The organism is Biomaibacter sp. TOL, assembly GCF_059717795.1.
In genome coordinates this window covers 120,255-141,502 of sequence record NZ_AP046092.1, presented here as the reverse complement: position 1 = coordinate 141,502, position 21,248 = coordinate 120,255, and the positions used below count along the sequence as shown (strand labels likewise).

26 protein-coding genes are annotated in these 21,248 nt (G+C 41.9%); all 26 read left to right on the top strand.

The genetic code is table 11. From position 1 onward, the window contains the following. Positions 1-116 precede the first annotated feature (116 nt). The 26 genes from fapR to AC6I1H_RS00630 all read left to right on the top strand — a co-directional run bounded on the left by fapR (position 117) and on the right by AC6I1H_RS00630 (position 21,149). Positions 117-692, top strand: coding sequence for a transcription factor FapR (fapR, locus tag AC6I1H_RS00755; protein ID WP_497739159.1), 576 nt, complete (start codon positions 117-119; stop codon positions 690-692). Further along, positions 689-1,690, top strand: a complete 1,002-nt coding sequence (gene plsX / locus AC6I1H_RS00750) for a phosphate acyltransferase PlsX (protein WP_497739158.1) — start codon at positions 689-691, stop codon at positions 1,688-1,690. The genes fapR and plsX overlap by 4 nt, the downstream gene beginning before the upstream one ends. A gap of 1 nt (position 1,691) precedes the next feature. Continuing rightward, positions 1,692-2,678 (top strand): beta-ketoacyl-ACP synthase III, encoded by a 987-nt coding sequence (locus tag AC6I1H_RS00745; protein WP_497739157.1) that lies wholly within the window; start codon positions 1,692-1,694, stop codon positions 2,676-2,678. Between the two features lie 10 nt (positions 2,679-2,688). Next, positions 2,689-3,522, top strand: coding sequence for a DegV family protein (locus tag AC6I1H_RS00740; protein ID WP_497739156.1), 834 nt, complete (start codon positions 2,689-2,691; stop codon positions 3,520-3,522). A 10-nt stretch (positions 3,523-3,532) separates the two neighbouring features. Beyond that, positions 3,533-4,477 (top strand): enoyl-[acyl-carrier-protein] reductase FabK, encoded by a 945-nt coding sequence (gene fabK, locus AC6I1H_RS00735; RefSeq protein ID WP_497739155.1) that lies wholly within the window; start codon positions 3,533-3,535, stop codon positions 4,475-4,477. A gap of 5 nt (positions 4,478-4,482) precedes the next feature. Beyond that, positions 4,483-5,418 (top strand): ACP S-malonyltransferase, encoded by a 936-nt coding sequence (gene fabD, locus AC6I1H_RS00730; RefSeq protein WP_497739154.1) that lies wholly within the window; start codon positions 4,483-4,485, stop codon positions 5,416-5,418. A gap of 6 nt (positions 5,419-5,424) precedes the next feature. Continuing rightward, on the top strand, positions 5,425-6,165 hold the full coding sequence (gene fabG, locus AC6I1H_RS00725) for a 3-oxoacyl-[acyl-carrier-protein] reductase (RefSeq protein ID WP_497739153.1): 741 nt from the start codon (positions 5,425-5,427) through the stop codon (positions 6,163-6,165). A gap of 75 nt (positions 6,166-6,240) precedes the next feature. After that, positions 6,241-6,468 (top strand): acyl carrier protein, encoded by a 228-nt coding sequence (gene acpP, locus AC6I1H_RS00720; protein ID WP_497740876.1) that lies wholly within the window; start codon positions 6,241-6,243, stop codon positions 6,466-6,468. Between the two features lie 99 nt (positions 6,469-6,567). Further along, positions 6,568-7,806: a beta-ketoacyl-ACP synthase II gene (fabF, locus tag AC6I1H_RS00715; protein WP_497739152.1), complete on the top strand. Its 1,239-nt coding sequence runs from the start codon at positions 6,568-6,570 to the stop codon at positions 7,804-7,806. Between the two features lie 15 nt (positions 7,807-7,821). Further along, positions 7,822-8,532 carry a ribonuclease III gene (gene rnc, locus AC6I1H_RS00710; protein ID WP_497739151.1) on the top strand — a complete coding sequence of 237 codons (711 nt, stop codon included), beginning with the start codon at positions 7,822-7,824 and terminating at the stop codon, positions 8,530-8,532. 82 nt (positions 8,533-8,614) lie between these two features. Beyond that, positions 8,615-8,875, top strand: coding sequence for a stage V sporulation protein S (locus AC6I1H_RS00705; RefSeq protein ID WP_120766797.1), 261 nt, complete (start codon positions 8,615-8,617; stop codon positions 8,873-8,875). Positions 8,876-9,094: 219 nt separating this feature from the next. Next, positions 9,095-12,649 carry a chromosome segregation protein SMC gene (smc, locus tag AC6I1H_RS00700; RefSeq protein WP_497739150.1) on the top strand — a complete coding sequence of 1,185 codons (3,555 nt, stop codon included), beginning with the start codon at positions 9,095-9,097 and terminating at the stop codon, positions 12,647-12,649. Positions 12,650-12,685: 36 nt separating this feature from the next. Next, entirely contained in the window at positions 12,686-13,582 is an 897-nt protein-coding gene (gene ftsY / locus AC6I1H_RS00695) for a signal recognition particle-docking protein FtsY (protein WP_497739149.1), read from the top strand. Positions 13,583-13,758: 176 nt separating this feature from the next. Further along, positions 13,759-14,130: a YlxM family DNA-binding protein gene (gene ylxM, locus AC6I1H_RS00690; RefSeq protein ID WP_497739148.1), complete on the top strand. Its 372-nt coding sequence runs from the start codon at positions 13,759-13,761 to the stop codon at positions 14,128-14,130. Then, positions 14,120-15,460 (top strand): signal recognition particle protein, encoded by a 1,341-nt coding sequence (ffh, locus tag AC6I1H_RS00685; protein WP_497739147.1) that lies wholly within the window; start codon positions 14,120-14,122, stop codon positions 15,458-15,460. Before ylxM ends, ffh begins: the two co-directional genes overlap by 11 nt. 14 nt (positions 15,461-15,474) lie before the next feature. Next, complete coding sequence (rpsP, locus tag AC6I1H_RS00680; protein ID WP_497739146.1) at positions 15,475-15,765, top strand: 30S ribosomal protein S16; 291 nt, start codon at positions 15,475-15,477, stop codon at positions 15,763-15,765. Between the two features lie 68 nt (positions 15,766-15,833). Then, complete coding sequence (locus AC6I1H_RS00675; protein ID WP_497739145.1) at positions 15,834-16,061, top strand: KH domain-containing protein; 228 nt, start codon at positions 15,834-15,836, stop codon at positions 16,059-16,061. Positions 16,062-16,215: 154 nt separating this feature from the next. Then, positions 16,216-16,725: a ribosome maturation factor RimM gene (gene rimM, locus AC6I1H_RS00670; protein ID WP_497739144.1), complete on the top strand. Its 510-nt coding sequence runs from the start codon at positions 16,216-16,218 to the stop codon at positions 16,723-16,725. Next, positions 16,725-17,444, top strand: coding sequence for a tRNA (guanosine(37)-N1)-methyltransferase TrmD (gene trmD, locus AC6I1H_RS00665; RefSeq protein ID WP_497739143.1), 720 nt, complete (start codon positions 16,725-16,727; stop codon positions 17,442-17,444). The genes rimM and trmD overlap by 1 nt, the downstream gene beginning before the upstream one ends. Before the next feature lie 96 nt (positions 17,445-17,540). Then, on the top strand, positions 17,541-17,882 hold the full coding sequence (rplS, locus tag AC6I1H_RS00660; protein WP_497739142.1) for a 50S ribosomal protein L19: 342 nt from the start codon (positions 17,541-17,543) through the stop codon (positions 17,880-17,882). 35 nt (positions 17,883-17,917) lie between these two features. Continuing rightward, positions 17,918-18,787 (top strand): ribosome biogenesis GTPase YlqF, encoded by an 870-nt coding sequence (gene ylqF / locus AC6I1H_RS00655; RefSeq protein WP_497739141.1) that lies wholly within the window; start codon positions 17,918-17,920, stop codon positions 18,785-18,787. Positions 18,788-18,807: 20 nt separating this feature from the next. Beyond that, positions 18,808-19,443 carry a ribonuclease HII gene (gene rnhB, locus AC6I1H_RS00650; protein WP_497739140.1) on the top strand — a complete coding sequence of 212 codons (636 nt, stop codon included), beginning with the start codon at positions 18,808-18,810 and terminating at the stop codon, positions 19,441-19,443. A 1-nt stretch (position 19,444) separates the two neighbouring features. Continuing rightward, on the top strand, positions 19,445-19,798 hold the full coding sequence (locus AC6I1H_RS00645; protein WP_497739139.1) for a YraN family protein: 354 nt from the start codon (positions 19,445-19,447) through the stop codon (positions 19,796-19,798). Between the two features lie 12 nt (positions 19,799-19,810). Continuing rightward, positions 19,811-19,939 (top strand): hypothetical protein, encoded by a 129-nt coding sequence (locus AC6I1H_RS00640; RefSeq protein ID WP_497739138.1) that lies wholly within the window; start codon positions 19,811-19,813, stop codon positions 19,937-19,939. A 38-nt stretch (positions 19,940-19,977) separates the two neighbouring features. Next, a complete protein-coding gene (locus AC6I1H_RS00635) occupies positions 19,978-20,724 on the top strand; it encodes an SIR2 family NAD-dependent protein deacylase (protein WP_497739137.1) in 747 nt (248 codons plus the stop codon). 35 nt (positions 20,725-20,759) lie between these two features. Next, the gene (locus tag AC6I1H_RS00630) at positions 20,760-21,149 is read left to right on the top strand and encodes a hypothetical protein (RefSeq protein WP_497739136.1); all 390 of its coding nucleotides are present in this window, start codon (positions 20,760-20,762) and stop codon (positions 21,147-21,149) included. The last annotated feature ends 99 nt before the right edge of the window (positions 21,150-21,248 follow it).

The window sequence follows — 21,248 nt, the reverse complement described above, 5'->3', positions numbered from 1 at the left end:
TTTCTTATATTTCTTTTAAGAAAAACTTATAAACCAATATTGATTTTGAATAAAAAATATTATATACTTTTAGTAGCTGCTCTTAAAAGCAAGTAATGTTTATTGAGGTGATTATATTGATCAAAAAAGGGTTGTCAAAAAAAGAAAGACAGGAGCGTTTAAAGCAAATCCTCGATGATGACCCTTTTTTAAACGATGAAGAACTGGCTGAAAAGCTTCAGGTCAGCATACAGACTATAAGGCTCGACAGAATGGAACTCAAACTTCCGGAACTGAGAGAAAGGATAAGGAGCGTAGCCAGGCAGAACTATTCCAAGGTCCGTTCCATTGATGTGAAAGAATTGATAGGTGAGCTGGTTGATTTGGAGTTGGATAAAAGAGGGATATCCATTCTGGAGACAACCCAGGATATGACCTTTGGGAAAACCAGGGTCGTGCGCGGAGACATCATCTTTGCTCAGGCGAATTCTCTGGCCATAGCGGTAATTGACGCAAATGTAGCGTTGACGGGTGTTGCCAATATAAAATATAAGCTGCCGGTATATGCGGGGCAGAAGCTTGTAGCCAAAGCCGAAGTGACCAGAGTCAGGGGGAACAAAAAATTTGTTTTTGTGAGGATTTCTGTGAAGCAAAAAGAAGTTTTCAGAGGAAAGTTTATACTGGTATCACTTGATGATGAGGTGAAAGAATGAAAATCATAGTTGATGCCATGGGCGGGGACAATGCCCCCCGGGAAACGGTGCTTGGAGCAGTTAAGGCTTCGAAGGAAACGGATTTGCAGATTATTGTGGTTGGGAAACATCAGGAAATTGAGCCTATCCTAAAAGAAGCAAAATGCGGTGACATTGAAGTTGTGGATGCTCAGGAAGTTATTTTAAATGATGAATCACCCGTAACCGCAATTCGAAAGAAAAAAGACTCATCTATAGTAAAGGGACTTGGTCTATTAAAAGACATGCGGGCAGATGCCATGGTATCTGCGGGCAGCACCGGGGCGTTGATGGCTGGTGGACTTTTTATCCTTGGGCGTTTCGACGGCGTCGACCGTCCTGCCATTTCCACTCTGATACCAACAAAAAAGAAGCCGGCGCTGCTTCTCGACATAGGCGCCAACAGTGAGGTAAAGCCGAAGAACCTGGTGCAGTTTGCGTTGATGGGTAGTATTTATGCCGAAGAAGTTTTGCAAAGGAAAAAGCCCCGGATAGGCTTATTAAATATCGGCGCGGAAGAGGAAAAAGGCAATCTGGTTATCAAAACGGCATATTCAATCCTGAAAGGCATAAATGAATTAAATTTCACAGGTAATGTTGAAGCGCGGGATTTTTTCGATGGGGATGTAGATGTGGTCGTATGCGACGGTTTTACAGGAAATATTTTTATAAAGACTGTGGAAGGCTTTGGAATGTATATTTTTGACAGATTAAAACAAGAGGTCAAGAAGAAGATTACATATTCGCTGGGAGCATTATTGCTCATGCCCGCTATGAAAGCTGTGAAATCCAGCCTGGACTACTCAGAATACGGAGGCGCGATGTTTTTAGGGCTCAACGGAGTTCTCATAAAGTGTCATGGCTCTTCGAATAGATTCGCAATTTATAATGGAATAAAAGCGGCAAAAACATTTGTACAGGTGGACGTCAATAACAAAATGAAAAAAAGTCTAGAAATAAACGATGGAGGAGAGATATAGTTTGAAGAAGGCAGGAATTATTGGTATCGGCTCCTATGTTCCGGATAGGGTTGTTACAAATTTTGACCTTGAAAAAATGGTGGATACGACGGACGAGTGGATCAAAACCAGGACCGGTATTTCTTTCAGGAGAATCGGACCGGAAAATGCCTGCACGTCGGATATGGGTGCCGAAGCGGCAAGAAAGGCTCTGGAAAATGCAAGACTTTCTCCGGAAGACATTGACCTGATTATAGTGGCCTCAGCCTCTCCAGACATGATTTTTCCTTCTACCGCCTGCATCATACAGAGCAAAATAGGTGCGTTCAATGCCGCCGCTTTTGACATTCAGGCGGGATGCACCGGATTTGTATATGCTTTGACCTGCGCGGTCCAGTTTATCGTTTCAGGGCTGTACAAAAAAATACTTGTAGTAGGCGCGGAAATGCTTTCCCGAATAACCGATTGGGAAGACAGAAATACATGTGTGCTATTTGGAGATGGAGCTGGAGCTGCAGTTATAAGCGAGGTTGAAGAAGGCGGCATCCTCTCGAGCCATCTGGGAGCGGACGGTACCGGTGCCGACTTATTAATATTGCCGGCCGGGGGCTCAAAGGAGCCCGCCAGCATTGATACGGTAACGAAGCGCAGGCATTTTATTCAAATGAACGGCAATGAGGTTTTCAAATTTGCCGTAAAAATTCTGGAAGAAGCAGCCAGAATAGCAGCAGAAAAAGCGAACCTCAGCATGAATGACGTAGATTATATTGTTCCGCATCAAGCCAACATTCGAATCATCGACGCCGCCGTCAAAAGGCTTAAGTTCCCCAGAGAGCAGGTAGTGATGAATCTTGACAAGTATGGAAACATGTCTTCCGCTTCCATACCCGTTGCCCTGGACGAGGCTTACAGAGATAAAAAAATAAAAAAGGGCGATAAAATTTTACTTGTGGGGTTTGGAGCCGGGCTTACCTGGGGAGCCAATCTCCTGGAATGGAGTCTTGATTAGGAGGGATATTGTGGAACGAATAAGTATCGTCACTGACAGTACTGCGGATCTTCCACGCGAACTGCTGGCGAAATATGATATCACCACAGTGCCATTAAAAATTTATTTTGGAGATGAAGAATTCCGTGAAGGAGTTGACCTTTTTCCAGATGAGTTTTATGAAAAACTCCGTTCGTCTCCCCATCATCCCAGGACTTCGCAGCCATCGCCGGCTGAATTTGCGGCGTGTTACGAAATTTTATCTCAAAAATCGGATCGCATAATTTCGATACACCTTTCGAGCAAACTGAGCGGCACATACCAATCTGCAGTTATGGCAAGGGATATGGTAAAAGTGCCGGTGGATGTAATAGATTCAAAAGGCGCATCCATGATGATCGGTTTTGCGGTTCTGGAAGCTGCAAGAGCCGCAAAAGAAGGCATGGATCGGGAGAGCATACTGAGTAAAATTTATGATGTGATAAAAAAATTAAAAGTATACTTTGTTGTGGACACTCTTGACTGGCTTCAAAGAGGAGGACGTATCGGCAGAGCTTCGGCTTTTCTGGGCGACCTTCTGAATATAAAGCCCATGCTTACAATAAGCGATGGTCTGGTGACACCGGTGGAGAAAATTCGAGGCAAGACCAGAGTACTGGATAGACTTTTGGAAAAAGTGTCAGTAGACGCAAACAGAGCTCCTTTTACAGGAACCATATTGCACGCTGGTTGTAGGGACAAGGCTGAAAAATACAAAGAAATATTTGAAAAACACTTTGATTTCAAGGAACTGACCATTTCAGCTATCGGAGCGGTCATTGGCACATATACCGGTCCGGGAACAACAGGAATTATTTATTATTAGGAGGATTCATATGTTTCATACTGAAATCTGTGACCTTCTCGGGATAAAATATCCCGTAATTCAGGGAGGAATGGCATGGGTCGCCACAGCCGAGCTTGCCGCAGCAGTATCAAACGGTGGGGGCCTCGGCATAATAGGTGCCGGGAACGCCCCAGCCGATATGGTAAGGGACCAGATAAGGAAAGCAAAATCCCTGACAGATAAACCTTTTGGAGTAAATGTTTACTTTATGTCGCCATTTGTAGATGATGTGATGAATATCGTAATTGAAGAAAAGGTTCCCGTTGTGACAACAGGCGCAGGCAATCCCGGAAAGTATATACCTCGCCTGAAAGAAGCCGGAATAAAAGTGATACCGGTAATAGCTTCCGTAGCGCTGGCTCAAAGACTCGAAAAAACAGGGGTGGACGCGCTGATAGCTGAGGGAATGGAGTGCGGCGGTCATATTGGGGAGATTACCACCATGTCTCTGGTTCCTCAGGTGGTGGATGCGGTGCGTATTCCCGTGATAGCTGCAGGAGGCATTGCCGACGGCCGCGGTTTTATTGCTGCACTTTCCCTTGGAGCCAAAGGAGTTCAAATGGGAACCAGGTTTGTATGTGCCAAAGAATGTACAGTGCATGAAAATTACAAAAATGCGATAATAAAAGCCAGAGACAGAAGCACGGTGGTAACGGGAAAACCTACGGGGCATCCTGTCAGGGTATTGAAGAACAAGTTGTCTCATCAGTTTGAAATCCTTGAAAGTCAGGGAGCGGATATTAAGGAGCTCGAAGCACTTGGAACGGGGAGGTTGAGAGCCGCAGTGGTAGAGGGTGATGTGGAGAACGGTTCCGTTATGGCGGGTCAAATTGCGGGTATGATAAACGATATTAAACCTGCGGCTGAAATAATAGAGGATTTGATAAACGAAGCAAAATTAGTTTTGGACAGAATTTCTCTTAATTGGAGGTAATGTCGTTGCCTAAGATAGCTTTTTTGTTTTCAGGGCAGGGTTCCCAGTATGTTGGTATGGGCAAAGACCTGTACGATAATTTTACAGTGGCGAGAAGAGTGTTCGAGCAGGCGGATGATTCATTGAATTTCAGCATTTCCAATGTTTGTTTTGAGGGTCCTGAAGATAAACTTAAGGAAACAATAAATACCCAACCAGCCATATTGACTCATAGTATAGCATGTTTTTCGATATTAAAAAAAGAAGGTATTTTTCCTGATGTGGTAGCAGGACTGAGCCTTGGAGAGTATTCCGCCCTGGTGGCGGCAGAATCCATAGATTTTAACCAGGCGGTTCCGCTGGTACAAAAGAGAGGAAAATATATGCAGGAGGCCGTACCGCTCGGCCGTGGCACAATGGCAGCCATACTGGGGCTTGATAAGGAGACCGTTATCCAGATATGTAAGCAGGCTTCTGAAGAAGGCAAAGTCGAGGCTGCAAACTTTAACTGTCCTGGCCAGATAGTGATAGCCGGCGAAGTTAAAGCAGTAGACAAAGCGGTGGAAATTGCGAAAATTCGGGGGGCCAAAAAGGCGATGATTCTTGCTGTGAGCGCCCCATTCCACTGCAGCCTGCTGAAACCCGCCGGGGAGAAACTGGCGAGAGAACTGGATAATATTGAAATAAAAGATACAAAGATTCCTGTAGTTTCCAATGTTAATGCCGATTTTACTCAAAGAGCTTCGGATATTAAAAAGCTTTTGATAAAACAGGTAAGTTCGCCAGTGCTGTGGGAAGACAGCATCAGAAAAATGATAGAAAGTGGAGTTGACACGTTTGTGGAACTTGGCCCCGGTAAAGCGCTGACGAGCTTTGTTAAAAAAGTGGATAAAAATCTGGTAACATTGAATGTGGAAGACACCGAATCTCTTAAAAATACGTTGAAATATTTTGGGAGGTAGGATTTGATGGAACTTGCCGGCAAAGTATGTGTTGTAACAGGGGGATCCCGGGGGATAGGACGCAGCATTTGCATCGAAATGGCCAGAGCCGGAGCTGCCGTAGTAGTGAACTACTATTCCAATGAAAATGCTGCGATGGATGTTGTATCGGAAATAGAGGGACTTGGTCAAACATCTCTAGCTTACAGAGCCGACATTGCCGACTTTGAACAGGTAAAACAGATGATGGACGAAATTCACAAAAAATTTGGGCGCATAGATATACTTGTCAACAATGCCGGCATTACTAGGGATATGCTTTTGCTTAAAATGAGCGAAAAAGACTGGGGCGATGTTATTACAACAAATTTGACGGGAATTTACAATACCACAAAAAATGCTGTAAGATATATGATCAAACAAAGGCAGGGAAGAATAATCAATATATCCTCTATTGTCGGCATATATGGGAATGTCGGCCAGGCAAATTATGCCGCTGCGAAAGCGGGAATTATAGGTTTTACTAAGGCTCTGGCGAAAGAACTGGGAAGCAGGGGTATTACCGTAAATGCAATTGCGCCAGGATTTATCAAGACTGATATGACTTCTTCTATAATCGAGAAAAGTGTTATGATAGAGGATAAAATTCCACTCAAGAGGCTGGGAACCCCTGAAGATGTGGCATATATGGCGGTGTTCCTGGCATCTGCCAGAGCGGAGTATATTACCGGTCAAATAATAGGTATTGACGGAGGATTTACTTTATAATATCTTTAAAGTGGAATAAAATATATAAAAGTAATCATAATATGCTACTGAGGAAGGGGGGTGAAGAAAGTGGAAGTGCTGGATAAAATAAAGAAAATAATAGCCGAACAGCTGGGCATTGATGAGGATGATGTGGTACCGGAAGCTTCTTTCATCGATGATCTTGGAGCCGATTCTCTTGACATTGTTGAATTGATAATGGCTTTTGAAGAGGAATTTGATCTGGAGATCCCCGATGAAGATGCTGAAAAGATAAAAACGGTTCAAAATGTAATAGATTACATAAAAAATCACACCGCATAGCCTCAAAAAGTCCCGTATATTGCTACGGGACTTTACTTTAGAAAGCCCAGGAGCATTGCTCCTTCAATCATAGATATCATATTTGCCAGGAGGAAGCTTATGGAGAAGAAACGTGTAGTCGTTACAGGAATAGGGGTTATTTCCCCGGTAGGTACAGGAAAGGAGAAATTCTGGAATTCCCTTATTCAAGGAAAGTCCGGTATTGATTTAATAACAAGGTTTGCATGTGATGATTTCCCCACAAAAATTGCCGGAGAAGTAAAGGATTTTAACCCTGAAGATTTCATTGAGAAAAAAGAACTAAAGAGGATGGACCGATTTACACAGTTTGTCATCGCCGCAACCGGCATGGCTCTGAAAGATTCAAAACTGGATCTTTTATCTATTAACAGGGACAGGGCTGGAGTTGTAATGGGCTCGGGAATAGGGGGAAGCGAGACATGGGAAGAGCAGCATTCCACCTTATTAGAAAAGGGACCAAAAAGAGTAAGCCCTTTTTTTATCCCAATGATGATTGCAAATATGGCCTCGGGTCAGGTATCAATGAATTTTAATCTCAAAGGTCCCAACTTTACTGTAGTCACGGCCTGCGCTTCCAGTACCAACGCCATAGGCGAAGCCTTCCGAATTCTTCAGAGAAATGATGCGGATATCATGGTTGCCGGGGGTACTGAAGCGCCCATTACACCGCTTTCTCTGGCCGGATTTTCGTCTATGAAAGCCCTTTCTACCCGTAACGACGAACCTTTCAGGGCAAGCCGCCCCTTTGACAGAGACCGCGATGGTTTTGTAATGGCGGAAGGCGCCGGGGTATTGATACTGGAGACATTAGAGCATGCTTTGCAAAGGAACGCCCGAATTTACGCCGAAGTCATTGGATACGGTTCCACTGCCGACGCATATCATCTGACTCAGCCTGCACCAGAAGGAGAAGGGGCCGCAAGAGCCATGAAAGCAGCTATTGCGGATGCGGGGATAAAACCCGAACAGGTTGATTATATAAATGCTCATGGGACTTCCACACCTCTAAACGATAAGTTCGAAACACTGGCGATCAAAAACACATTCGGTGAACATGCCTATAATCTTGCTATAAGCTCTACAAAATCCATGACTGGGCATCTCCTTGGAGCAGCCGGGGCAGTGGAACTTATAGCAACGGTATTGACCACCGTATATGATCAAATTCCACCTACAATAAATTATGATTGCGCTGATCCCGAATGCGATTTGAATTATGTGCCGAACAAATCCCTTGTAAAAGCTGTAAATATCGCCCTATCAAACTCCATGGGTTTTGGCGGCCACAATGCCTGTGTGGTAGTGAAAAAATATTAAAGAGGAATAGATAAAATGTATCTGGATTCAAAAAGGCTAAAAGAGTTAAATGAGTTACAGGAAAGAATAGGGATTTTTTTTAACGATGTTCAAATTTTAAACAATGCTTTTATACATCCTTCTTATACTAATGAGCAAAATTTTGCGATTCTTGAAAACAACCAGAGACTCGAATTTCTCGGAGATGCAGTACTGGAACTGGTGATCAGTCATTATCTTTATGAGAAATATCCTGGGATGAGCGAAGGTCAAATGACAAAAGTCAGAGCATTTACGGTATGCGAACAAAGTCTTGCCCAGGCCGCAAGAAATATGTCGTTAATGGACTTCATAGTGCTTGGAAAGGGCGAGGAAAATACGGGTGGTCGTGAGAAACCATCCATTCTGGCGGATACTTTTGAATCGCTTGTCGGCGCCATTTATCTTGATAAAAATTTGGATACTGCCAGGAATTTTATAATATGTAACCTTAAAGACGCCATCCTGAAAGCAGTGGAAGGAGAAGAAGCCCGGGATTATAAGACAATGCTCCAGGAAACACTGCAAAAAACTTCCCCTGACAGGGTTTGCTATGAGGTAATAAAAGAAGAAGGCCCCGATCACGCAAAAGTTTTTCATGTAGAAGTTCTATGGAAAGGTGAAGTTCTGGGCAGAGGCTCCGGAAAAAGTAAAAAGGAAGCGGAACAACTGGCTGCAAAACAAGCTCTGGACAACTTGAAAATATAATATTTAAAAAAGAAGGAATTTTGTTTCCCTCATAGAATATATAATTCAAGAACTAATTTATACTTTAAGGGGGATTTGTTGAATGGAAGTACTAAAGGTATCAGCTCAATCAAAACCCAAATCTGTGGCAGGCGCTCTGGCAGCCGTCTTAAGGGAAAAAGGCGTAGCCGAACTCCAGGCGGTAGGCGCCGGAGCCGTAAATCAAGCGGTTAAAGCGATTGCAATAACAAGAGGTTTCGTAGCTCCCAATGGTATCGATCTGGTTACTGTTCCCGCTTTTGCAGAAATTGACATCGACGGAGAAGAAAGGACAGCAATAAAATTTATTGTGGAACCCCGCTAATATTTATTTGGACTTTATACCTGCCCTCATTTATGAGAAGGCAGGTATTTTTATAACGACTGCGTCATTCATCCCGACTCCTTGTGGGAGACGCCCGCCGCACAAAGTTTCAAAAAATCGACCGATTTGATACCTCGGGCCTTATGCCCGAGGATTTAGAAAAAAAGATTTTTTATTTTGAACGATGTGTGGTAGAATTTATTAGGTGGAGGGATGTCTTTGTACCTTAAAAGAGTTGAACTGCACGGGTTCAAATCCTTCGCAGATAGGATCGAGATTGAATTTGGGCCCGGGATAAATGCCATCGTAGGACCAAATGGAAGCGGAAAAAGCAATATCACAGACGCCATCAGATGGGTACTCGGGGAACAAAGCGTTAGGAATCTGAGAGGATCCAAGCTGGAAGATGTAATTTTTGCCGGCAGCAACACAAAAAAGCCTATGGGAATGGCAGAGGTTTCAATAATACTGGATAATTCTGACAAACTATTGCCTCTGGAATATTCTGAGATTTGTTTTACCCGGCGGGTGTTTCGTTCTGGAGATAGTGAATTTTACCTAAACAAAATCCCTTGCAGGTTGAAGGATATCCAGGAAGTTTTAATGGACACCGGGATAGGAAAGGACGGTTATTCCATAATAGGTCAGGGCCAGGTAGATGAGATACTCACCGGCCATCCCGATGATAGGCGGGCTATTTTTGAAGAAACTGCTGGTATAATGAAACATAAGGCCAGAAAGAAGGAAGCTGAAAAGCGCCTGGAAGAAACTTTAAACAACATGGTGAGAATAGAGGACATTTTGACTGAAATTCAAAACCAGCTTGAGCCCTTGAAGTTACAAAAAGAAAAAGCTTTGATGTACAAGAAGTTATCGGAAGACTTAAAACAACTTGATATCAACCTGCTGCTTGCTGAAATATCAAGGATTGAAAAAAAAATATCACATCTTAGAAATTCCTTTGAAGAAAATCAGGTTTGTTTACAAAAAATTATCGATGAAAAAAAATTGCTGCAGGAAAAGATAGCGCAAGATGGAGCAAGTCTCGAGAATTATGAGAGAGATTATGTAAAATTCCAGGAGAAAGCCTATGATGCCGTTTCAAAGAAGAGAAATATGGAGAAGGATTTGCATTGGATGAAGGAAGAGGAAAAAAGGCTTTGTGTCGAACAGCAAGAATTAAGCGGAAATATGGACAATTTGCAGCGGAAGATCTCTGAAGCAAAAAATACGTTAGACCAGAAAGCAAAGCTTCTGGAACAGAAAATAAAAGAAATAAACGGTTTGGAACTTAAAATATCGGAAGATGAAAAAGAACTTGTCAGAGAGGATGAATTGATCAAGCAGAAAGAGAATCTAATTGAAAACCTGAAGGGCGACGTTATAGACCTGTTAAATTTTGCATCGGAAAAGAGGAACAGGATAACCGGCCTTTTATCCATGAAGACCAACCTGGAAAACCGCTTAAAACAGATAGAAAATGAGAGGCGCATACTGAGAGATTCAAACAAAACTACTGCGGAAGAAATATTGAAAATTAAAGACAGCATACAAAACCTGACTTTGCAGTGCGATCAGAGTCAAAAGCAAATTCAGGATACACAGGAACATATGCGGAAATTAAGTTCCATACTGGAAGAAAAAAAAGCATTTAGTATAAAAAAAGGCGAGGAATTGTCGGCTCTTGTTTCAAGGCATAAAGCTTTAAAAGAGGTTAGCGAAAACTTCGAAGGTTATCAATTTGGCGTGAGAAACCTCCTGTCATCTTTAAAAAATAAGAAGCTAAACCTGGAGGGACTCTATGGTGCGCTGGCTGATATTATTTCAGTGGAAAAAGCCTATGAGGTTGCTATAGAAACCGCCCTAGGAGGCGCTCTTCAAAACATTGTTTGCGATACGGATGAACATGCGAAACTGGCTATAGAATATTTGAAAAGATATGATCTCGGCAGGGCGACTTTTTTACCTCTCAATACTGTCAAACCCAGATTACTTGAAGATAAGGAAGCCATCTTTTTATCGATGAGAGGCTGTATAGGAACGGCCAATCATCTGGTAACCTGTGAAAAAAAGTTCCTGCCGGTGATTGCCAATCTTCTGGGAAGAGTAATAGTAGTAGATAAGATTGATAATGCTTTAACTATCGCCAGAAAATGCGGTTTTAGCCTGAAAATCGTAACTCTCGATGGAGAACTGCTAAATCCCGGCGGTTCTATCACGGGAGGGAGCCAAAAAAAATCAAATTATATCCTGTCAAGAAAAAGAGAACTTCAAGAATTTGAATACAGAATAGAAAAAGCGAAAAAAGACCTTTTCATCATCAGACAGGAATGTTCCAATATTGAGGAAAATTTCCAGGAATGTTTAAAACGGATGGATTTTTTCAAAGACAATCTTTTTAATCTTAAATCTGAACTCGCCGCACTTGAAAGAGAACTAAAGGAAAAGCAAGTGGTTTTCGAAGAAAGGGAGCGCAAAGAGAAACAGCTTGAATCGGAAATTGAAGATATAAAAATTCAAACTTCAGAGATTGATACACAGGTAATTTCTTTGCAGCAGGATATGGGGAGCATTGATTTAAAAAACAATTCCAGCCAGAACAGGGTAAAAGATTTACAGCAACAATTATTCCAGGAAAAGTTAAAAAGAGAAATGCTGATAGAAAGGATTACGCAGTTAAAGGTTAAGCTTGCTTCCCAAAAGCAGGAAGAAATAAATTTGGAACAAACCATTCAAAATATAGAGGAAAACATTCAAACATGGTCGGGAGAATTAAAAGTTTTGCAGGATAAATTCATGCAAAATGAACATTCCCTCAATAAAGCAAAACAAGAGATTTTAAGTATTGCTGAGCAGATGACGAACTTTACAAAATTTGAAGAGGATATATTGTCAAAAGTAGGTGAATTGAAACAACAAAGAGAGTTTATTAAAAAAGTAATGGAAGAAAACCAGGCAAAATTTAACCGTCTTGAAGAAGAACAAAAAAAACTCGAGAGGAAACTCCAGGACTTGAGAGTGGACGAAACAGCTTTGAATATGGAATTAGACCAGCTTGGCGAAAAATTAATGGAGAGGTATTCGCTAACCGCTGAACAGGCTCTAAATTTTAAAAAGGAGACGGGAAATATTGCGGAGATGAAAGAAAAAATTATCGACATAAAACAGGCCATTGATTCGCTAGGTAATGTGAACCTGCAGGCAATAGAAGATTATGACAACTTAAAATCCCGATATGATTTTTTGAATGCTCAGAGGGATGATCTGCAAAAAGCAAAGGATAAACTGGATAGCTTAATCAAAGAAATAACAAAAGCCATGGAAGATATGTTTCTTCATACATTCGAAAGGGTGAGAGAAGAATTTAAAAAAGTTTTTACAGAGCTTTTTGGAGGTGGAAAGGCTGATCTTGTAATTCAAGATGAAAAAAGCGTGCTGGAGACAGGGATTGAAATTATAGCCCAGCCGCCTGGAAAAAAACTTCAGAGCATTTCTTTGCTTTCCGGAGGGGAAAAGTCACTCACGGCCATAGCTCTAATTTTTGCCATATTAAACATAAAGGCGACACCTTTTTGCATACTTGATGAGATAGAGTCGGCACTGGACGACGCTAATATCGACAGGTTCGCAGCATATTTAAAAAAAGTTGCAGCTCATACCCAGTTTATCATTATTACACACCGCAAAAATACTATGACTGTAGCCGATGCTCTTTATGGCGTTGCCATGGAAGAAACCGCCGTTTCCAAGGTGCTGGCCGTAAAACTGGAATAATATAAATAATATAGAGAATATAGAGAGGTGACCGATTTGGGGTTTTTTGAAAAATTAAAGCAAGGTTTGAGCAAGACAAGAAACAATTTTACAGATAGAATCGACAACCTGTTAAAATTTTCCAGAAAGGTTGATGAGGATACCCTTGAAGAACTGGAAGAACTTTTGATTTCGGCAGATGTCGGTGTTAATGCTACAGAGAATTTAATGGAAAATTTGAGGAGGCGTATAAAATCTGAAAGGATTAAGAACGCCGACGACCTTAAGGCCGCTCTTAAAGAGGAGATAAAAGGGATTTTCCCACGAAAAAGCTTAAGCTTGAAACCTCCATGCATCCTGCTTGTCGTAGGTGTAAACGGGGTTGGAAAGACCACCTCCATTGGAAAACTTGCAAATAGTTTCAAAAGCAGAGGTTATAAAGTTGTACTGGCCGCAGGGGATACGTTCAGGGCGGCCGCGGCTGAACAACTGGATATCTGGGGTCAGAGATCGGGCGTAGATGTGATAAGGCATCAGGAAGGTTCCGATCCTGCATCGGTACTTTTTGACGCCATTCAATCTGGAAAATCCCGCCATGCGGATATAATAATCTGTGATACAGCTGGGCGGCTTCATACAAAGAAGAATCTTATGGAGGAATTGAAAAAACTTTATAGAGTATGTCAAAAAGAGTATCCTGATGCCCAGCTTTTGAGTCTTATGGTGCTTGATGCCACTACTGGACAAAATGCACTGGCTCAGGCGAAAATATTCAAAGAAGCGGTGGATATTTCCGGCATAATACTGACAAAACTGGATGGAACCGCAAAGGGCGGTATTGCAATAGCTATCGCAAAGGAATTGAACATTCCAGTATGGTTTGTGGGAGTGGGGGAAGGAATGGACGATTTGCAGGAATTTAACCCTGATGAATTTGTGGATGCCATACTGTAGTGGAGGCCGGATGTCAGAAGTCAGAGATAAGATATATTGAGTATTGATTTCGGATCTCATGAAAAAGCCGAGTTGCAAAACTATATTTGGTACAAAAAGAGAAAACATAGTTGACTTAAAAAACTAGGTGCAGTATAATATCACCTGTAAAGGTATCCACCTTTACAGGTGATATTATGGATGAACGCACGAAAATAAACTTATTATACGATTTTTATGGTGATTTTCTGACCAAAAAACAGAAAGAAATATTCGAATTACATTTTTTAAATGACCTGTCTCTGGGAGAAATAGCCGAAAATTACGGAGTGACACGTCAAGGAATCCATGATATTCTCAAGCGAGCACAGGATGTTTTGACGGGATATGAAAAAAAGCTGGGCATGGTTCAAAGGTATGCAAATCTCGAAAAAAAGGTCGAAATAATATTAAGATCACTTAAAGAGCTGGAACCGGGTCTTTCTGAAGAATATAAAAGTAAAGTACGGCAGATTCACGACAATGTAGCCTTATTATTAAAGGAAGGCGGCGAACAGGATGGCTTTTGAAGCACTTACGCAGAAATTGAACGATATTTTCAAAAAGCTGAAAGGCAAGGGAAAACTGACTGAATCCGATGTTAAACTGGCAATGAGAGAGGTAAAGCTCGCACTGCTGGAAGCTGATGTCAATTTTAAGGTTGTAAAAGATTTAATTCAGAAAATCAGCGAGCGCGCCGTAGGGCAAGAGGTTATGGAAAGCCTTACTCCGGGGCAGCAGGTCATTAAAATAGTGCATGACGAACTGATAAGGTTGATGGGTTCGAAAGAAGCAAAATTAAATTTTTCCCCGGATGGTATCACAATCATTATGCTTGTTGGGCTTCAGGGCTCAGGCAAAACTACTACTGCCGGAAAATTGGGCAAACTGCTTTCAAAGAACGGAAAAAGGCCTCTTCTTACCGCTGCCGATATCTACCGCCCTGCAGCAATAAAACAGCTGCAGGTAGTAGGTGAAAAGCTGGATCTGCCCGTTTTTACAATGGGTCAGCAAAACCCGGTCGACATCGCCAGAGCCTCCATGGATTATGCCCAAAAGCACAATAACAATGTCATAATAATCGATACGGCGGGACGATTGCATATAGATGAAGAGCTTATGGATGAACTTTCAAGAATAAAACAGGCTACAAACCCGACAGAGATACTGCTGGTGGTAGACAGTATGACAGGTCAGGATGCCGTGAATGTGGCGGAAGAGTTCAATAAGCGCCTGTCTCTTACCGGCCTCATTCTGACAAAGCTGGACGGAGATACCAGAGGAGGTGCGGCGCTGTCCGTAAAAGCGGTGACGGGATGCCCGATAAAGTTCGTAGGCATGGGAGAAAAGCTGGAAGACCTGGAAATTTTTTATCCTGAGAGAATGGCTTCAAGAATACTGGGGATGGGAGATGTGCTCACCCTTATCGAAAAAGCCACAAGGTCCTTCGATTTGAAAAAGGCTCAGGAGCTGGAACAGAAACTGAAGTCTCAATCTTTTGATCTTAACGATTTTCTAGAACAGCTGTCCCAGGTCAAAAAAATGGGTTCTCTGAGCGATATTCTGAGCATGATTCCTGGATTTTCTCCACAGAAACTTCAAGGTTTGGAACTTGACGAAAAGGAACTTGTGCATGTGGAAGCTATAATTAACTCAATGACACTCGAGGAAAGAAAAAATCCTTCCATTATAAACGGCAGCAGACGCAAACGTATTGCTGCCGGCAGCGGCACATCCATACAGGATGTAAACCGTCTTCTAAAACAATATGAACAGACTCGAAAGATGATTAAACAGATGACTGATATTGAAAAAGGCCGTAAAAAAGGCAAGTTTAAGCTGCCATTTTTAGGGTTTTAGAAGGAGGTGAAAAGGTGGCGGTTAAAATAAGATTAAGGCGAATGGGGGCTAAAAAAAAGCCCTTTTACAGAGTAGTAGTGGCCGACAGCAGGATGCCCAGAGATGGAAGATTTATCGAGGAGATAGGATATTATAATCCGCTTACGGACCCTGCTGAGATAAAAATCAATCAGGAAAAGGCGACCGATTGGTTGAAAAAGGGCGCAATTCCAACGGATACCGTAAGGTATTTGTTCAAGACAATCGGTATTTTGGAAAACCCCAAACCTAAACAATCTGCCGATACTGATGCCGTTGAAGCCTAAAACATTAATATGCTCGGGTTTCTTCGGTCATTATAATGGGCAGGGAAGGAACGAAGGAGGAAATTATTGTGGTAGAATTAGTAGAATACATTGCAAAAGCACTGGTGGATCATCCTGAAAATGTAACAGTCAATCAAGTAGAAGGTGAACAGTCCATTATTCTTGAGCTCAAAGTGGATCCCGAAGACATGGGTAAGGTTATAGGCAAACAGGGCAGGATTGCAAAAGCAATCCGCACTGTGGTAAAAGCAGCCGCTGCTAAAGACGGTAAAAGAGTGGTAGTGGAAATTATATAATTTTTTGAGTGTAAGACTTAAGTTAGTACACTAAGCGGCGGTACTGCGCTGATTTTGTTTACCCAAAATGCCGCCGCTCCTCTTGATTATGCGCCAGTGAACAGCAAAATTTTAGTAATAAATGGTTTATTCTTTCGAGGATGTGAATATTTCTTTGGACAAGTATATAACTGTGGGAAGGATTTTATCCCCCTGGGGTGTTAAAGGTCAGGTAAAGGTTGAAGCATTGACGGATGACGTCAAGAGATTTGACAAACTTGCTAGGGTATTCATAGATGTCGGAGATGTGCCTGTCTGCAGCGATGTAGAATCTGTATTATATTTAAAAGATGTTTTTGTAGTATTAAAGCTAAAGAACATTGATACGCCGGAACAGGCTGAAAAATTCAGGGGGGGTTATTTAAAAGTCCTCCGGAAAGATGCAGTCAAATTGCCCGAAGGAAGGTTTTTTATCTGCGATATAATTGGGCTTTGCGTATTAACTGAAAGTGGCGAACCTCTCGGCAGAATAGTCGATGTTATTCAGACAGGGGCAAACGATGTCTACGTTGTAAAGGGGGAAAACGGAAGGGAAATATTCATTCCCGCCGTCAGACATGTGGTAAAAAAAATAGATTTAGAAAATAATAAAATGGTAGTGCAGCTTATGGAGGGAATGGCATAGTGCTTCAAATCCATATCCTCACCCTTTTTCCAGAGTTTTTCACTGGGCCGCTGGATGTAAGCATACTGAAGAGAGCACAGGAAAAAGATCTTATAAGAATAAAGCTTGTAAATATAAGGGACTTTTCACATGACCGTCATAAAAAAGTGGACGATTATCCCTATGGCGGGGGATGTGGTATGGTGATGAAGCCCGAACCTATATTTGAAGCAGTTGAATATGCCATTTCAGACTTTAAAAGCGCCAAAAGGCGAATTATTTTAATGTCTCCTCAAGGAAAGCTTTTCGATAATCAGTTGGCCCGAAACCTTTCCATGGAAGAACACCTAATAATTATATGCGGCCATTACGAGGGTGTTGATGAAAGAGTAAAAACAATAATAACCGATGAAATATCCATAGGCGATTATATTCTTACGGGAGGAGAGGTGCCGGCCCTTGCCGTGGTGGATGCTACAGCTAGGTTTGTACCCGGCGTCCTTGGCAGCCATGAATCATCCCAAAACGAATCTTTTTGCGAAGGGCTCCTGGAATACCCTCAATATACCCGACCTGAAGTTTACAGGGACCTGAAAGTGCCTGAAGTTTTACTTTCCGGCAATCACAAGGAAATAGAACGATTCAGGCGCAGGGAGGCTTTGAAGATAACCCGTGAAAGAAGGCCCGATTTATTTTTTAAGCTTGAACTGAGCGACAATGATAAAAAACTGCTGGAATAGTTCGTAGTTATGGAGAGGAATTAGGAATTTAATTGCTAAGAAAAAACCGTTATGTTATAATATGTTCTGTCACTAAACGCAAGGGAGGGATAAGGTGTGGACTTAATAACCGCTGTTGAACAGGAACAAATAAGAAAAGATATCCCTGACTTCAGACCGGGAGATACGGTGAAAGTATATACGAAAGTTGTGGAAGGCGGCAGGGAACGTATTCAGATCTTTGAAGGCACGGTCATAGCCAGAAGAGGCGGCGGCTTGAGAGAAACTTTTACAGTGAGAAAAGTTTCTTATGGTGTGGGCGTGGAAAGAATATTTCCGTTAAATTCACCCCGCATCGATAAAATAGAAATTGTTAAGAAAGGGCGCGTACGCCGTGCCAAACTTTATTACATGAGGAATTTAAGAGGCAAAGCGGCCAGGATAAAAGAAAGGGACTGATTTACAGTCCCCTTATTATTTTAAGGTGGTGGAATATGGATATACAATGGTATCCCGGCCATATGGCAAAAGCCAGGAGGATTATAAAAGAGAATATAAGGCTTGTGGATGTGGTTATAGAGTTGGTTGATGCCAGAGCTCCCATTGCAAGTCATCTCCCGGACCTCGATGAACTTTCAGGCAATGCGCAAAAAATCATAGTTTTGAATAAGGCCGACCTGGCCGACGAAAAAATTACGGAGATGTGGCTCAATAAATTCAGGCAGATGAAATTGAAAGCAATAGATATAAATTCTACAGACCGGTGCAGTGTTAAAAAATTGATAAATTTGATTAAAAGATTATCCGTATTTAAACCGGCCGGAAGACCTACCAGGTGTATGATAATAGGCATTCCCAACGTGGGGAAATCGTCTATTATCAATCAGATGGCCGGCCGTAAGGGGGCCAGGATCGGGGATATACCCGGAGTCACCAAGAGCAAAATGTGGCTGAAAGTGGAGAAGGAGCTGGAACTGCTGGACACCCCCGGGATATTATGGCCCAAATTTGAAGATAAAGCCACTGGAATAAAACTTGCATTACTTGGTTCCATAAAAGAAGAATTGATTGATATTGAGGGGATAGCATATATTCTTCTGGGATTTCTGTCAAGAGAGTATCCTCACAGCTTGAGGGAAAGGTACAAAATGATAAATACCGAAGAACCCCATGAAATGTTGAAATATATAGCGCAGAAAAGGGGGTTTCTTATGGCGAAAGGAGTGCCCGATTTAGAGAGAAGTGCAAAAACCCTTTTATTAGAGTACCGTCAGGGTAAACTCGGAAGAATTTCCCTGGAGAAGCCCGATGAACAAGGAGGATTTTGGCAAAAAATATCGAATCAAACTATATTCGGTATCTGAAATGGAAGGTGGGTTCCTCTTTGAAGGATTTGGCCAAAGAATTAAAGAGACTTTCGGCATTGTATGATATGGAACGAAGTCTCCGGGAAAAAGGTTACACTCTGATTGCGGGAGTCGATGAAGCGGGCAGAGGGCCTTTGGCCGGGCCGGTGGTGGCTGCGGCCGCCATTCTCCGGTTAGATACTAATATTATTGATTTAAAGGATTCAAAACTTTTGAGTGAGAGAAAAAGAGAGGCGGTCTATGAACAAGTGATAAAAACCGCCGTATCTTATGCTTTTGATGTGGTGGACAAAGATTACATAGATGAACACAATATCCTGAATGCAACACTGTATACCATGAAAAAAGCCGTAGAAAAGCTCTCCGTAAAACCTGACTTTATACTGGTGGATGCGGTTAAAATACCCGGTGTGGTTATTCCGCAACAAGCGGTAATTCATGGAGATAATCTGTGCGCTTGCATCGCGGCCGCTTCTATAATAGCCAAGGTTGAGCGTGACAGGATAATGAAAAACTATGATAAAATATATCCGCAATACGGATTTTCACGGAATAAAGGCTATGGGACTAAAGAGCATATCGATTCTATAAAAAAATTTGGTTATTGTCCTATACACAGGAAAAGTTTTTCAATTAAAGGACTGGAGATTTAAAGTGGATAACAAAAAAATCGGGGTCGCGGGTGAAAAATTGGCGGCGGATTTTTTAAAACGAAACAATTATGATGTGCTTGCCGTAAACTACAGGTGTCGGTATGGCGAGATAGATATTATAGCCAAACAGGGTGAAACACTTATTTTTGTTGAAGTTAAAACCAGGAGCTCCTTAAAATTCGGCATGGGCTTAGAAGCGGTTAATTACATTAAACAGAAGAAAATAAAAAAAGTTGCGATGAGTTTCATTAACGAAAAGAAAGTATATTTTTCCGAAATAAGATTCGATGTAATAGATATATTTATAAAAAAACCACGCCTTTTTGAGATCACGCATGTTAAAAACGCCTTTTAGAGGGGGATAATAATGCTGGCACAAGCTTTAAGCTGCGCCATTTATGGCCTTGAAAGTTTTCTGGTGTATGTGGAAATTGATATATCTGGCGGCCTACCTGCATTTGACAATGTGGGTCAAATTTCCATAAAGAAATGTTAACAAAAAAAAGGACCTTTTGCATCGAGAGGGATGAAAGCGTGGATTGTTTAAGAGAAATGACGCTCAAAACAGCTGATCTGATTAAAAGATCCGGCAAAACCCTTGCACTTACCGGTGCCGGCATCAGCACCGAAAGCGGGATTCCGGACTATAGAAGCAAAGGCTCGGGGCTATGGGAAAAATATGACCCAATGTCAAAGGCCAGCCTTTCGGCTTTAATTTCCGACCCTGTAGAATTTTATAATTTTAACCTGCCCCGCTGGATTAAATACGCAAACGCCGAGCCGAATACTGCTCACCGGGTTCTTGCAAAAATGGAAGAAAAGAACTTTATCCGTGGAGTTATAACCCAAAATATCGACGGGCTTCACATTAAAGCGGGTTCCAGAAACGTATGGGAAGTTCACGGCCACCTTCGCACGTGTCGCTGTATGGGTTGCAATCATAAATATGATTTTTCCGAAGCTGTTCGACAGTTTGAAGACGGGATAGTTCCCCCGAAATGCAAAACATGCGGCGGTATACTCAGGCCTGATGTAGTGCTTTTCGAAGATCCGATGAGCAGCGACTATTACAGGGCACGGGAGGCTTTAGAGGGTTGCGAACTATTAATTGTGGTAGGAAGCAGTCTGCAAGTATACCCAGTAGCAGACATGCCTTATCTTGCAAGACAAATGGTAATCATCAACAAAGAACCGACCCCGTTTGATAGCCGAGCTACCGTAACAGCTCACTGCAAAGCAGGCGAATTTTTTGAAGAGCTGGCGTCAATTTTGAAGTTATAAGAAACAAAGAGGGCCTTTTCAGGGAAGTAATAAAAATGATGATAAAAAAATATCTATTTGAAGTGGAAACCTATTTAAAAAAAGGGAAAACCGCAAAAGAAAGGCTATCGTCATTGATTAAATTTTTTAAGGAAATGCTAAAAAACAATCCGGGGCTATTCCGTTTATTATATGATTTTACCGGCCTTGCCCTCTGGTCTCCTTCTTTTAGTACCCTGCTGCGAAACTTATTTAAAGATTTATCAAACATGATAGAAGAACTGATTTTAAAGAATAGCCATTTAATGGAAAATTTGCAAGGGTACTCTCCGGCCCTCTTAGCTAGGATGATTCTGGGAGCAATGTTTGGGATAGCTATACAGGTTATGCTTGATGAGGACAAGAAAAATTTGCCTGACGCCTTAAATGCAATACAAATAGTGTAGATTAAATTTTGACAAAAGGGAGAGATTTAAATGCTAAGCTTATTAGAAAAATCGATCTATCTTGGCTTCGATATTTTTACGTATTCCAGAGAAAAAATA